The 14,190-nt window shown below is 66.8% G+C and carries 9 protein-coding genes and 2 tRNA genes; 8 read left to right on the forward strand and 3 right to left on the reverse strand.

From position 1 onward, the window contains the following. Positions 1-14: 14 nt before the first annotated feature. Positions 15-1,367, reverse strand: a complete 1,353-nt coding sequence (rlmD, locus tag PJW05_RS20890; protein ID WP_271408864.1) for a 23S rRNA (uracil(1939)-C(5))-methyltransferase RlmD — start codon at positions 1,365-1,367, stop codon at positions 15-17. Beyond that, complete coding sequence (gene cysM, locus PJW05_RS20895; protein ID WP_271408865.1) at positions 1,354-2,265, reverse strand: cysteine synthase CysM; 912 nt, start codon at positions 2,263-2,265, stop codon at positions 1,354-1,356. The genes rlmD and cysM overlap by 14 nt, the downstream gene beginning before the upstream one ends. A gap of 237 nt (positions 2,266-2,502) precedes the next feature. Between cysM and PJW05_RS20900 the strand changes: the two genes are divergently transcribed. The 4 genes from PJW05_RS20900 to PJW05_RS20915 are packed head-to-tail and all read left to right on the forward strand — an operon-like array spanning position 2,503 to position 7,186. Next, entirely contained in the window at positions 2,503-5,262 is a 2,760-nt protein-coding gene (locus tag PJW05_RS20900; protein ID WP_271408866.1) for an ATP-binding protein, read from the forward strand. 60 nt (positions 5,263-5,322) lie between these two features. Beyond that, on the forward strand, positions 5,323-6,306 hold the full coding sequence (locus tag PJW05_RS20905; RefSeq protein WP_271408867.1) for a 2-hydroxyacid dehydrogenase: 984 nt from the start codon (positions 5,323-5,325) through the stop codon (positions 6,304-6,306). A 35-nt stretch (positions 6,307-6,341) separates the two neighbouring features. Further along, positions 6,342-6,782: a hypothetical protein gene (locus PJW05_RS20910; protein WP_271408868.1), complete on the forward strand. Its 441-nt coding sequence runs from the start codon at positions 6,342-6,344 to the stop codon at positions 6,780-6,782. After that, entirely contained in the window at positions 6,782-7,186 is a 405-nt protein-coding gene (locus PJW05_RS20915; RefSeq protein WP_271412279.1) for an META domain-containing protein, read from the forward strand. The genes PJW05_RS20910 and PJW05_RS20915 overlap by 1 nt, the downstream gene beginning before the upstream one ends. Positions 7,187-7,291: 105 nt before the next feature. Here the strand turns inward: PJW05_RS20915 and dinB are convergent, their stop codons facing one another. Beyond that, complete coding sequence (dinB, locus tag PJW05_RS20920) at positions 7,292-8,347, reverse strand: DNA polymerase IV (protein WP_271408869.1); 1,056 nt, start codon at positions 8,345-8,347, stop codon at positions 7,292-7,294. A gap of 191 nt (positions 8,348-8,538) precedes the next feature. Here dinB and PJW05_RS20925 point away from each other — a divergent pair. The 4 genes from PJW05_RS20925 to mprF all read left to right on the forward strand — a co-directional run bounded on the left by PJW05_RS20925 (position 8,539) and on the right by mprF (position 14,187). Further along, positions 8,539-8,615, forward strand: a tRNA-Met gene (locus PJW05_RS20925). A 117-nt stretch (positions 8,616-8,732) separates the two neighbouring features. Then, a tRNA-Met gene (locus tag PJW05_RS20930) sits at positions 8,733-8,809 on the forward strand. A 149-nt stretch (positions 8,810-8,958) separates the two neighbouring features. Next, positions 8,959-11,364: a bifunctional diguanylate cyclase/phosphodiesterase gene (locus PJW05_RS20935; RefSeq protein WP_271408870.1), complete on the forward strand. Its 2,406-nt coding sequence runs from the start codon at positions 8,959-8,961 to the stop codon at positions 11,362-11,364. A gap of 168 nt (positions 11,365-11,532) precedes the next feature. Further along, the gene (gene mprF / locus PJW05_RS20940) at positions 11,533-14,187 is read left to right on the forward strand and encodes a bifunctional lysylphosphatidylglycerol flippase/synthetase MprF (RefSeq protein WP_442969184.1); all 2,655 of its coding nucleotides are present in this window, start codon (positions 11,533-11,535) and stop codon (positions 14,185-14,187) included. The last annotated feature ends 3 nt before the right edge of the window (positions 14,188-14,190 follow it).

The raw sequence follows: 14,190 nt of genomic DNA on the forward strand, positions 1-14,190 counted from the left end.
ATTACGCGGGCTTCCTAGCCCACCTCGAATAACGCCATGGCCTCGACATGGGCCGTCTGAGGAAACATGTCGAGAATCCCGGCCTTCTTCAGCTGGTATCCCTGCCGGACCAGTTCGGCGCTGTCACGCGCCAGGGTCGCCGGGTTGCAGGATACATAGACCACTCTTCGCGCACCGGTGGCGGCGATCTGCCGAACGGCTTCGAAGGCGCCGTCACGCGGCGGATCGAGCAGCACGGCATCGAACCCCTGCCGGGCCCAGGGCGCGTCGGCCAGCGGGTTCGACAGGTCGGCCTGGAAGAAGTGCAGATTCTCCAGACCGTTGGCGGCGGCATTGCCGCGCGCCCGCTCCACCATGGACTCGACGCCTTCAACCGCCGCCACTTCGCGCACCTGGCGCGCCAGCGGCAGGGCGAAATTGCCGAGCCCGCAAAACAGATCCAGCACCCGGTCGCCCGGCTGCGGGTTCATCCAGTCTAGCGCCTGGGCCACCATCGCCTCGTTGACCGCCGCATTCACCTGGACGAAATCGCCGGGCCGGTATTCCAGGGTCAGGTTCCAGCGTTCCAGGCGATAGCCCAGGCGCGCGTCGGCCTGATCCGGATGGGGCTCGCCGTCGCCATGCAGCCAGAGTTGCGCCTGGTGCGCCGCGCAGAACTCACGCAAGCGTTGCAGGTCGCTGTCGCCCAGCGGCTGGGTATGACGCAGCAGAACGGCCGAAGCCGTGCCATGGAAAAGCTCCACATGCCCCAATGCCTGTTGCTTATCCAGGCTGCGCAACAAATCGGGCAAGGCGCGCATCAGCGGCTGCAAAGGTTGTACCAGTACCTGGCACTCGGCGATCCCGACGATCACCTGGCTGGAAGCCGCGCGGAATCCGACTTCCAGACGACGGACCTTCGCGTCCCAGCGCACGGCGATGCGCGCACGGCGCCGGTAACCGAATTCGGTCCCCACAAGTGGGGCCGCCCACTCATCCGGTTGCAGGTCGGCGAAACGCGCCAGTTGCTCGGCCAGGGTGCGCTGTTTGAGGGCGAGCTGCTCGGCGTGGGGCAAGTGCTGCAGCGTACAGCCGCCGCACTGGCCGGCGTGGGGGCATGGCGGCTCCAGGCGCAACGGACTGGCGTTCAGCACACGTTCGGTACGGGCTTCCACCACCTGGCTGCGGGCGGCAAGCACACGGGCTTCCACCTCTTCCTCGGGCAGGGCGCCAGCGACGAACCAGGTGCGCCCGTCGTGGAAGGCGATGCCGCGCCCGTCATGGGCCAGCCGCTCGATGGCGAGCCGCTGCTTCTTGCCCACCGGGACCTGCGGGGTCCGCGCCCCACCGCTGGGCTGGAAGCGCAGGCCGGAGTTACGCCGGGACATTGGGGTCTTCGTAAATACCGGTAGAGAGGTATCGATCGCCACGGTCGCAGATGATCGCCACCATCACCGCGTTCTCCACCTCGCGGGACAGACGCAGCATGGCCGCCACCGCGCCACCGGAGGACACGCCGCAGAAGATGCCTTCCTCGCGGGCCAGACGGCGCATGGTGTCTTCCGCTTCGCTCTGGGCCATGTCGACCACGCGATCGACACGCTCGGCCTGGTAGATCTTCGGCAGGTATTCCTGCGGCCAGCGGCGGATACCGGGAATGGCCGAACCTTCCTGGGGTTGCAGGCCGACGATCTGGATATCCGGGTTCTGCTCCTTGAGAAAGCGCGACACGCCCATGATGGTGCCGGTGGTGCCCATGGAACTGATGAAGTGGGTGATGCTGCCCTGGGTCTGCTGCCAGATCTCGGGGCCGGTGCCGACGTAATGGGCTTCCGGGTTGTCGCCGTTGGCGAACTGGTCCAGCACCTTGCCGCGACCACCGCGCTGCAGACTTTCGGCCAGGTCGCGAGCGCCTTCCATGCCTTCCTCGCGGCTCACCAGAATCAGCTCGGCGCCGTAGGCGGTCATGGCGGCCTTGCGTTCGGCGCTCATGTTGTCGGGCATGATCAGCATCATCTTGTAGCCCTTGATGGCGGCGGCCATGGCCAGGGCGATGCCGGTGTTGCCGGAGGTGGCCTCGATCAGGGTGTCACCGGGCTTGATGTCACCGCGCAGTTCGGCGCGGGTGATCATCGACAGGGCCGGGCGATCCTTGACCGAGCCGGCGGGGTTGTTGCCTTCGAGCTTGACCAGGAGGGTGTTGCTGGTGTCGCCGGCCAGGCGCTGCAAACGCACCAGCGGGGTATGGCCGATGCAATCGGCGATTGTGGGGTACTGCGGGCTCATGGCGGGGTTCGCAATCCGGACGCAAGGGGTGCATATGATAGCGGCAAACCGGCCGGCGCCATATCGCACAAGCGTTTCGGCTTATGGCGTGCGGCTATAAGGATGTGTCGGAAACGCCCCGCCGGGATCGACGCCGGATGCCAGGTCGAAGACGGGACGCCGGACCGGTCGAATCTGTCGGGAGATTCCCATCCGCTGAGTCGCTACACTGCGCGAAAAGCCACGGGGAGAACGGGCGTGTACAAGGATCTGGGTATCAAGGGCCGCGTGCTCATGCTGACGCTGCTGCCCACCAGCCTGCTGGCATTGGTACTGGGCGGCTATTTCACCTGGGTACAGCAGGCCGATATGCAGACCCAGATGCTGCAACGCGGCCAGATGATCGCCGAACACCTGGCGCCGCTGGCCGCCCCTGCCCTGATTCGTGGCGATGCGGTGCTGCTGGAGCGCATCGCCGACCACGCCCTGGACCAGGCGGACGTACGCTCGGTGAGTTTCATCGGCGCCGACCACAAGCGCCTCGCCCATGCCGGGCCGCGCATGCTCAACGAAAGCCCCGAAGGCGGCGATAACCTCGCTCTGAAGAGCAATACCGACGCCACGCGCTTCCTGCAGCCGGTGTTCGAACGCCATCGGGAGCTGTCCGGCGACCAAACGCCGCTGCCCAACGACAACCTGCTGGGCTGGGTGGAACTGGAAATGTCCCACCAGGGCACCCTGCTACGCGGCTACCGCAGCCTGCTCGCCAGCCTGCTGCTGATCACCACCGGCCTGGGCGTCACCGCCCTGCTGGCCCTGCGCATGAGCCGCGCCATCAACGACCCGCTGCGGCGCATCAAGCAGGGGGTGGCGCTGCTCAAGGAAGGCCGCCTGGAAACCCGTCTGCCGCCGCTGGGCAGTCATGAACTGGACGAACTGGCCTCGGGCATCAACCGCATGGCCGAGGCGCTGCAGACCGCCCAGGAAGAGCTGCAGCACAATATCGACCAGGCCACCGAGGACGTGCGCCAGAACCTCGAGACCATCGAGATCCAGAACATCGAGCTGGACCTGGCGCGCAAGGAGGCTCTGGAGGCCAGCCGCATCAAGTCCGAGTTCCTCGCTAACATGAGCCACGAGATTCGCACCCCGCTCAACGGCATCCTCGGCTTCACCAACCTGCTGAAGAAGAGCGACCTCACCGCGCGCCAGCAGGACTACTTGGCAACCATCGAGAAATCCGCCGACAACCTGCTGGGCATCATCAACGAGGTGCTCGACTTCTCGAAGATCGAAGCCGGCAAGCTGGTGCTGGAGAACCTCCCTTTCAACCTCCGCGACCTGATCCAGGACACCCTCACCATCCTCGCCCCGGCCGCCCACGAGAAGCGCCTGGAGCTGGTCAGCCTGATCTACCGCGACACCCCGCTGCAGCTGATGGGCGACCCGATGCGCCTCAAGCAGGTGCTGACCAACCTGGTGAGCAATGCCATCAAGTTCACCCGCGAAGGCACCATCGCCGTGCGCGCCATGCTCGAAGACGACAGCGACGACGAGCTGGCGCAGCTGCGCATCAGCGTGCAGGACACCGGCATCGGCCTGACCGACGCGGACCTTCGCGCGCTGTTCCAGGCCTTCACCCAGGCCGACAACTCCCTCTCCCGCCAGACCGGCGGCACCGGGCTCGGCCTGGTGATCTCCAAACGCCTGATCGAACAGATGGGCGGCGACATCGGCGTCAGCAGCACGCCCGGCGTGGGCTCGGAATTCTGGATCACCCTCAGCCTGCCCAAATCCCTGGACGAGATTGAAGATGGCGTCCCGCCCCTCCTGAACGGGCGCCACGTGGCCGTGCTCGAACCCCAGGAGCTCACCCGCCAGGCCCTGCACCATCAACTGGAAGACTGCGGCCTGAAGGTGCTTGATTTCCTCAGCATCGCCGCCCTGGTGGACGACGTCGCCGCGCGCCGCCTGAGCGACCGCCCCATCGGCCTGGCGGTGATCGGCGCGGACGTCCAGTCGCTCTCGCCAGAGCAGCTCAGCCAGCGGGTCTGGGACCTGGAGCAACTCGGCTGCAAAAGCCTGGTGCTCTGTTCCACCACCGAACAGGCGCTCTACCACCGCGCCCTGCCCGAGGGCCACAGCCAGTTGCAGGCCAAGCCGGCCTGTACCCTCAAGCTGCAGCAGGCCCTCAACGGCCTGGTCAACCCGCGTCCGCCGCGCCTCGAACTGCCGCCGCCGAGCAACAGCCGCGCGCCCCGCCTGCTGTGCGTCGACGACAATCCGGCCAACCTGCTGCTGGTGCAGACCCTGCTGAGCGACATGGGCGCGGAGGTGCGCGCCGTCGACAGCGGGTTAGACGCCATCGCAGCGGTGCAGCGCGAACGCTTCGACCTGGTGCTGATGGACGTGCAGATGCCCGGGATGGACGGCCCCCGGGCCACCGAGGCGATCCGCCGCTGGGAAAGCGAGCAGCGCATCGACCCGGTGCCCATCGTCGCCCTCACCGCCCACGCCCTGGCCAACGAGAAGCGCGCCCTGCTCCAGGGCGGCATGGACGACTACCTGACCAAGCCCATCGGCGAGCGCCAACTGACCCAGGTGGTGCTCAAATGGACCGGGCTCAGCCTCGGTGGCCAGCCAATCCCGCGCCAGGCCAGCGGCCGCGAAGGCCTGGACGACAACGGCCTGGAGGTGCTGGACCCGGAAGAAGGCCTGCGCCTGGCGGCCGGCAAGGCCGACCTCGCCGCCGACATGCTGTCCATGCTGCTGGCGTCGCTGGATGCCGACCGCGAAGCCATTCGGCAGGCCGCCCGTAGCGGCGATCGCACCAGCCTGCTGGAGCGTCTCCACCGCCTTCACGGCGCCACCCGATACTGCGGTGTCCCGCAGTTGCGCGCCGCCTGCCAGCGCAGCGAAACCCTGCTCAAGCAGAACGATCCGGATGCCCAGCAGGCGCTGGACGAGCTGGATGCGGCCATCGCACGCCTGGCCGACACGGCACGGACGGAGGCCTGACCCAGGGCAAGGTGCGCTGGCCAGACGCCAGCTATGCTGCTGAACAACCAAGGAGAACCCATGCGCACCATTCTGTTCAGCAGCCAGGCCCATGACCGCGAAAGCTTCCTCGGCGCCAGCCCGACCTTCGAACTGCATTTCCAGCAGGCCAGGCTGACGCTCGACACCACGGCCCTGGCCAACGGCTTCGACGTGGTCTGCGCCTTCATCAATGACGACCTCTCCGCCCCGGTGCTGGAGCGCCTGGCCAGCGGCGGAACACGCCTGATCGCATTGCGCTCGGCCGGCTACAACCACGTCGACCTGGCCGCCGCCAAGCGCCTCGGCCTGACCGTCGTGCGGGTGCCAGCCTACTCGCCCCATGCCGTGGCCGAACACGCGGTGGCGCTGATCCTGGCCCTCAACCGCCGGCTGCACCGTGCCTACAACCGCACCCGCGAGGGCGACTTCACCCTCCATGGACTGACTGGCTTCGATCTGGTGGGCAAGACCGTGGGCGTGATCGGCACCGGCCAGATCGGCGCGGCCTTCGCCCGCATCATGGCGGGCTTCGGCTGCGGCCTGCTCGCCTTCGACCCGCAACGCAATGCCAGTGTCGAAGCACTCGGAGCGGTCTACGTCGAATTGCCGGAACTGCTCGCGGACAGTGACATCATCAGCCTGCACTGCCCGCTCAACGACGCCACCCGGCACCTGGTCAACGCCCAGACCCTGGAGCAGATGAAGCCCGGCGCCATGCTGATCAACACCGGGCGTGGCGCCCTGGTGGATACCCCGGCCCTGATCGATACGCTGAAAGCCGGCCAACTCGGCTACCTTGGCCTGGATGTCTACGAAGAAGAGGCCAACCTGTTCTTCGAGGACCGCTCCGACCTGCCTCTGCAGGACGACGTGCTGGCCCGGCTGCTGACCTTCCCCAACGTGATCGTCACCGCCCACCAGGCGTTCCTCACCCGCGAGGCCCTGGCCGCCATTGCCCGTACCACCCTCGACAATATCGCCGCGTGGGCCGCCGGGCGGCCGTGCCATCAGGTGGACACCTAGCCCGTGGTAGGATGCGCGCCTCAGTTGGAGGACCCATGGCCGAACACGATTTTCGCTACAACCTGCTCAACCCCGCCCACACCCTGAACGAATGCCGTGCCCTCTCCCCGGGCCTCTACCAGGTCACGGGCACCGGCGGTTCGATCCAGGGTGGCGATACCCTGCTGGTCACCCTCAAGGGCAGCCGCGACCTCAGCATGCGCCTGACCGTGGACAAGGTTCGCCACCTGATCAACCCGCCCGGCCAGTGGTTGGCAGTGGCCAAGGGGCCGGTCTTCAAGGAACTCTCGATTCACAACTGGCAAGTGGACTGCGACGCCTGCGGCAAGCGCCTGGACTTCGAGTTCGCCGTGGATGGCAGCCTCGGCAAGCAGGCCCAGGCGCCTGCCGCGGAAACGCGCATCGCCGAGCTGGGGTGGCGCAGCCAGGCCGGTAAGCATTACTGCCCGAACTGCCGTCAGGAGGACGCCCCATGATCAAGAACACCCTGCTGCTGGCCGCCCTGGCCGCGGCCCTCGCCGGTTGTGCCAGCGAGGGCCCGCGCGTCGAGACCGGCACCACCTACCAGGTGGAATGGATCGGCGAGCGCCCACTGATCGACCGCAGCCACTTGACCATCACCCTGGGCGACGATAACCGCGCCTACGGCAATGCGGGCTGCAACCACTGGTTCGCCCCCTACACCCTCGAAGGCGACAAACTCAGCTTCGGCGCCGCCGGCAGCACCCAGAAAATGTGCGCGCCGGCCCTGATGGAGCAGGAACGGCGCTTCCTCGACGCCCTGGGCAAGGTGCAGCGCTGGGACATTTCCCCCATCGACCAACTGCGTCTGTGGCCGGCCGAGGGCAAGCCGATCCGGCTGTGGCCGGTGGAAGGCTGAGCCGACTCATCCCTTGTAGGAGCGAATTTATTCGCGATACGGACCCACGGGCCGCTGCGCGACCCTTCGCGAATGAATTCGCTCCTACATAAAAGCAGGCCTGCCCTAGAAGAGGTTCAACTGCTCGGCCACGCCGCGCAGGTCCAGCAACCGCACCCCCACGCCGATCAAGCGCACGGGCTTGTCGCCCCGGGCGAACGCCGTGCTGAGCAACTGCCGGTAACTGTCCAGGTCTCGACGGGCGCCAGCCTGCTCCAGGGTGGTCTGGGTGAAGTCGTGGAATTTCAGCTTCACGAAGGGTTTGTCCGGCCTATAGCTGCTGTCCAGCCGCGCCATGCGCCCGCGCAGTTCATCCAGCAACGCCGGCAGTTGCCGCAGGCAGGTATCCAGGTCCGGCAGGTCGTGATCGTAGGTGTTTTCCACGCTGATGGACTGCCGCCGGCTGTCCACCTGCACGATGCGCTCATCCACACCACGGGCAAGGTTGTACAACCGCTCGCCGAAGCTGCCGAACTCCCGCGCCAACGCCAGCTTGTTCCACTCCCTCAGATCGGCGCAGGTGCTCACGCCGAGACGCGCCAGCTTCTCGGCGGTGACCTTGCCTACACCGTGCAGCTTGCTCACCGGCAGCGCGGCGACAAACGCGTCCACCTCATCCGGCGTGACCACGAACAGGCCATCCGGCTTGCGCCAGTCACTGGCGATCTTGGCGATGAACTTGTTCGGCGCCACCCCGGCGGACACGGTGATGCGCAGTTCCGCAACCACCCGTCGACGGATTTCCTGGGCAATGCGGGTGGCGCTGCCGTCGAAGTGCGGGCTGTCGGAGACATCCAGGTAGGCCTCGTCCAGGGACAGCGGCTCGATGATCTCGGTAAAGTCGCGGAAAATCTGGTGGATTTGCCGCGACACCTCCTTATAGACATCCATCCGCGGCCGCACGATGGTCAGGTCCGGACAAAGCTTGACCGCCGTGCGCATCGGCATCGCCGACCGAATGCCATAGGCGCGCGCATCGTAGTTGCAGGTGGCGACCACCCCGCGCTTGTCCGGCGAGCCGCCCACCGCCAGCGGCTTGCCCGCCAGGCTGGGGTCGTCGCGCATCTCGATGGCGGCGTAGAAACAGTCGCAGTCAATGTGAATGATCTTTCGTTGCGGCATGGCAGCGGATGCAAAGGGAGGACAGGCGCAGGAATGGCCTCATGATAACCCAGCAAGGGCCCGCATCCCCCGCCGTGTTTTCCCCATCGGACGGCTCTGCCATGGGGTTTCGCGTTGCTAAATAGTTGAGTGAGAAAGAATTTTTTTCAGATATCGTTTGACAGCCCCCTGTCGATCTGTAGAATGGCCGCCGCGGGATGGAGCAGTCTGGTAGCTCGTCGGGCTCATAACCCGAAGGTCGTTGGTTCAAATCCAGCTCCCGCAACCAGATTCAAGCAAAAGGCCACTCAAACGAGTGGCGTTTTTCGTTTGGCCGCCAAATAAGCATTTGATTTAATTGGAAGAAATCGGTTGACAGCCTCCCGCCGATCCGTAGAATGGCCGCCGCGGGATGGAGCAGTCTGGTAGCTCGTCGGGCTCATAACCCGAAGGTCGTTGGTTCAAATCCAGCTCCCGCAACCAGATTCGAGCAAAAGGCCACTCAAACGAGTGGCCTTTTTCTTTTCCGCCGCCTCCCCGCCCGTCCGTCCAGGCTGTTCGTCAGCCCCCCGTTCGCGTGAGCCTCCGCCTCTATACTTGAAGCGCACCCATCCACCAGGTGGAGGTTGGTCATGTCCTCTCACTGCCCCTCCAGCGAGGAAGTCGAGTACCTGAACCGTGCCCTGCGCACGCTGAGCGGCTGCAATCGGGCTCTGCTGCGGGCCGAGGATCCCTGCTTCCTGTTCAAGGAAATCTGCCGGGTGGTGGTGGAGGAAGGCGGCTACCGCATGGCCTGGGTCGGCCGCGCCGAACACGACGAGGCGCAATCCGTGACGCCCCTGGCCCACGTCGGCCTCGACCAGGAATATGTGAACTCGCTGAACATGACCTGGGCGGACCGCGAACGCGGACGCGGCCCCACCGGCACGGCGATCCGCACCGGCGAACCGACCATCAGCCGCAACATCCTCACCGATCCGGCCGTCAGCCCCTGGCGGGAAAACGCCATCACCCACGGAATTGCCTCGGTCCTGTCCCTGCCCTTGCGAGTGGACGGCCAGGTGTTTGGCGCCCTGGCCATCTGCGCCAAGGAGCCGGATGCCTTCGGCGAACGCGAGATGGAACTGCTCAGCGAAGCCGCCGACGACCTGGCCTTCGGGCTGCAGGCCCTGCGCAGCAAAACCCGCCGCCGACAGGCCGAGCTCCAGGTGGAAGCCCTCAATCGCGCCCTGGCCACGCGCGTGGCGGTCAACCACGCGGTCATCCACGCCACCCAGGAAACGCCACTGCTGGCGGAAATCTGCCGGGTACTGGTGGACGAATGCGGCTACCGTCAGGCCTGGGTCGACTACCGTCAGGACGATCCGGCACACCCTTACAAAGTGATGGCCTGCCATGCCGCCAACGGCATCTGCCAGGGCTGGGGCGCCGGCAGCCACGACGCCAGCTTCCACAGCCAGCTCGAATCCACCCTGCTGGCTGGCAATCCACTGGTGATGCGCGACCTGCTCAACGACCCCAGCGCCGCACTCCATGAGGAGGCCCGCGAGCTGGGCTTCGCTGCCGCCCTGGTGCTGCCGTTGCAGGCGGAGGACAAGCTGGTGGGCCTGCTGGTGATCATGGCCGCCAATGCCGACGCCTTCGATGAACAGGAAGTGGAATTGCTGCTGGCCATGGCCAACGACCTGGGCTTCGGCATTGCCACCCTGCGTATTCGCACCCGTGCCATCGAGGCTGAAGCGACCATCCGCCGGATGGCCTACGAAGACACCCTGACCGGCCTGCCGAATCGCGTGCGCCTGCGCGAACTGCTGGATGCGGCCATCGTCAATGCCCGCCAGGATCGCCGCCCCTTCGGCCTGCTGCACCTGGAGATCGCCCGCAACCAGGAAATCAACGAAACCCTTGGCTACCGCGAAGGCGACCGCCTGCAGATCGAGATCGCCTCGCGACTGAAGCAGGTGGTGGGGGCAGATCGCACCGTAGCGCGCATGGGCGAATGCGAGTTCGCCGTGCTCATGCCCAACGCTGGCGCCGAGCAGGCGTCGCAACTGGCCAAGCAGGTCCTCATGGCGTTGTACGACCCGGTGGAACTGTCCGGCCTCTATCTGGAAGCGCGCGCCAGCATCGGCATCGCCCTCTACCCCGGCCATGGCACGGCGCCCGAGGCGCTGATCCGCCGATCCGGCAGCGCCATGGAGCAGGCCAAGCGCTCCAATGCCGGCTTCGCGGTGTTCCAGGGCGGCCTCGACCAGGAATGCGCGCAGCACCTGACCCTGATGGGCGACCTGCGCCGGGCCATCGACCGCAACGAGTTGCTGCTCTACTACCAACCCAAGGTGGAGATCGCCAGCAACCGCGTCTGCGGCACCGAGGCCCTGGTGCGCTGGCGCCACCCACAACGCGGGATGTTGCCGCCGGACGAATTCGTGCGCCTGGCCGAAAGCACCGGGCTGATCACCCCGCTGACCCTCTGGGTGCTGGATACCGCCCTCGGCCAAGGCTACGCCTGGCACGAGGAAGGCGATGAACGGCCGATTTCGGTCAACCTCTCGGCCCACGACCTGCGCGATCCACGCTTGCTGGAGCGCATCCAGGGGTCCTTCGCCACCTGGGGCGCCAAGCCCCACTGGATCGAGTTCGAGCTGACCGAAAGCGCCCTGATGGAAGACCCGGTAGCGTCGCTGCAAACCCTGTCCGCGCTCAAGGAACTGGACGCCCACCTGACCATCGACGACTTCGGCACGGGCTATTCCTCCCTCGCCTACCTGCAGAAGCTGCCGGTCGACTCGCTGAAGATCGACCAGTCCTTCGTCACCCGCATGACCAGCAACGACGGCTCGGCGAAGATCGTCCGCTCGATCATCGAACTGGCCCACAACCTCGACCTGACGGTGGTGGCTGAAGGCGTGGAAGACGAGCTGACCCTCAACCAGCTGGGCCAGTACGGTTGCGACATCGCCCAGGGCTACAAGATCAGCCAACCGATCCCGGCCGAGCAGTTCCGCGATTGGGAAAGCGGCTCGGTCTGGCACTGAAGGCCGGCAACCGCGTCCTAGCCCTCGGCTCGCCAGGACTTGCCGCCACACCACGCTCCGCCGTGGTCACCTGGTGGCTACGCTACCCACGAAGAAAAAATCCGCCTGACACTTGGAACTTGTCGGCGGCGCCCACACTCAGTGGCGCACACTGCCCAGAGGTGCTCGATGCGCGCCAACCCTCCGCAAATGGATAACGTGGAAACCCCGGCCAACGGCCAAGCCTGCGACGAACCCGCCCCGCTCCGCTGGCTAGACAGCCTCACGGCCTACCGGCAATGGGTCGTGGTCGCCTTCACCCTGCTGGTCTTCATCCTCGGCCTACTGGCCTGCTGGCATCTGTTGCGGGAGCTGGACCCCAACGCCCTGCACGCCGCGGTCCACGATGTGCCCGGCAGCAGCCTGCTGCTGGCCCTGGCTGCCACCGCCGTCAGTTTCATCGCCTACGTCGGCTACGAATGGTCCGGCTGCCGATTCGCCGGCGTGCACCTGCCCCTGCCACGCATGGCACTGGGCAGCTTCTGCGCCTCGGGCGTGGGCAACGCCGTCGGCCTGTCCATGCTCACCGGCGGCTCGGTGCGCTTCCGCCTTTACGGCCGCGACGAGCTGGGTGCCGCCGATATCGCCCGCATCACCCTCTTCGCCAGCCTGGCCCTGGGCTCGGCCCTGCCGCCGCTGGCCGCCCTGGCGGCGCTGAGCGCACCGCAGGCCGCCGCCCAGGCCCTGCGCCTGCCCCAGGGCCTGGTCACGCTCCTGGCCCTGGGGGTACTGGCCGGTATGGCCCTGGCCCTCTTCTGGATCGCCCGCAATCGTACCGAAAGCGCACCGGTGCCCGACTGCATCGAACTGAAGCTGGGCAACCGGGGCGTGCGCCTGCCCGGCCTGCGCCTGGCGGCGCTGCAACTGCTGATCACCCTGGTAGACGTGTGCGCCGCCGCCTGCGTGCTCTACGTCCTGCTGCCAGAAGCACCGCCGCTGGGCGCCTTCCTGCTGATCTACCTGCTGGCCCTCGCCGCCGGCGTGCTCAGCCATGTGCCGGGCGGCGTCGGTGTATTCGAGGCGGTGCTGCTGGCGGCCTTCGCCGGACAGCTGGGCGCGGCGCCGCTGGCGGCGGCACTGCTGCTCTATCGCCTGATCTACGTCGGCCTGCCGCTGGTGCTAGCCTGCCTGCTGCTGCTGGCCAACGAGGCCCAGCGCCTGGCCCCCGCCGGACGCCAGGCCCTGCGCGCCGCCTCCGGCCTGGCCGCGCCGGTGCTGTCGTTGCTGGTCTTCCTGTCCGGCGTGGTGCTGCTGTTCTCCGGCGTCACCCCGGCCGTGGACGTGCGCCTGGAACACCTGAGCTTCCTCATTCCCCACCGCCTGATCGATGCCTCGCACCTGGCCGCCAGCCTGGTGGGCGTGCTTTGCCTGCTGCTGGCCCACGGCCTGCGCCATCGCCTGTCGGCGGCCTGGGCGCTGACCGTGGTACTCCTGCTGGCAGGCGCCGGCCTGTCCCTGCTCAAAGGCTTCGATTGGGAAGAGGCCAGCCTGCTGAGCATGACGGCGGTGCTGCTGGCGATCTTCCGCTCGGCCTTCTACCGCCCCAGCCGGCTGCTGGAAGTACCCTTCTCGCCGCTCAACCTGGCGGCCAGTGCCTGCGTGCTGCTGGCCGCGCTCTGGGTGATGTTCTTCGCCTTCCAGGACGTGCCCTACCGCCATGAGCTGTGGTGGCAGTTCGCCGTGGACGGCGACGCCCCACGTGCCCTGCGCGCCTCCCTGGCCAGCGGCCTGCTGCTCGCCGGCGTGGCCCTGGCCTGGCTGCTGCGCCCAGTGCCGCCGACCATCCATGAGCCCACGGCGGAAGAACTGCAGCGCGCCGCCGAGGTGATCCGCCAGTCCGACCAGCCCGATGGCGGCCTGGTGCTGACCGGCGACAAGGCCCTGCTCTTCCATCCCCAGGGCGATGCCTTCCTCATGTACGCCCGCCGCGGCCGCAGCCTGGTGGCGCTGTTCGACCCGATCGGCCCACCCGCCCGCCGGGCCGAGCTGATCTGGCAGTTCCGCGACCTCTGCGACTTTCACCGCGCACGACCGGTGTTCTACCAGGTCCGCGCGGAAAACCTGCCCTATTACATGGATATCGGCCTGTCCGCGCTGAAGCTGGGCGAGGAGGCCAGGGTCGACCTCGCGCGCTTCGACCTCGACGCCAAGAGCAAAGCCATGAAGGACCTGCGCTACACCCTCAGCCGTGGGCAGCGCGATGGCCTGAGCCTACGGATATTCGACGCCGGCACCGCGCCCCTGGAGCAACTCAAGGCCATTTCCGACGCCTGGATGCAAGGCAAGCAGGCACGCGAGAAAGGCTTTTCCCTTGGCCGTTTCGACGCGGCCTACCTGAACCGCTTCCGCATCGCCACCATTGAGTTCGAGGGTCGGCCGGTGGCCTTCGCCAACCTGTTGGAAACCGATGGCGACAGCCTGTCCAGCATCGACCTGATGCGGGTTCATCCGCAGGCGCCGAAGCTGACCATGGAGTTCCTCATGCTCAGCCTGCTGCTGCACTACAAGGCACGCGGCCATGCCCGTTTCAGCCTGGGCATGGTGCCGCTGGCGGGCCTGCAACCGCGCCGTGGCGCCCCGTTGACCCAGCGCCTCGGCGCCCTGGTGTTCCGCCGTGGTGAACAGTTCTATAACTTCCAGGGCCTGCGCCGCTTCAAAGAGAAGTTCCAGCCCGACTGGGAGCCACGCTACATGGCCGTGCCCGCCGGACTCGATCCCTTGGTGGCGCTGGCCGACACCGCCGCCCTGATCGCTGGCGGCTTCACCGGACTGGTCAAACGCTGAGGT

It is taken from the genome of Pseudomonas sp. Q1-7, from assembly GCF_028010285.1.
GTDB lineage: Bacteria > Pseudomonadota > Gammaproteobacteria > Pseudomonadales > Pseudomonadaceae > Metapseudomonas.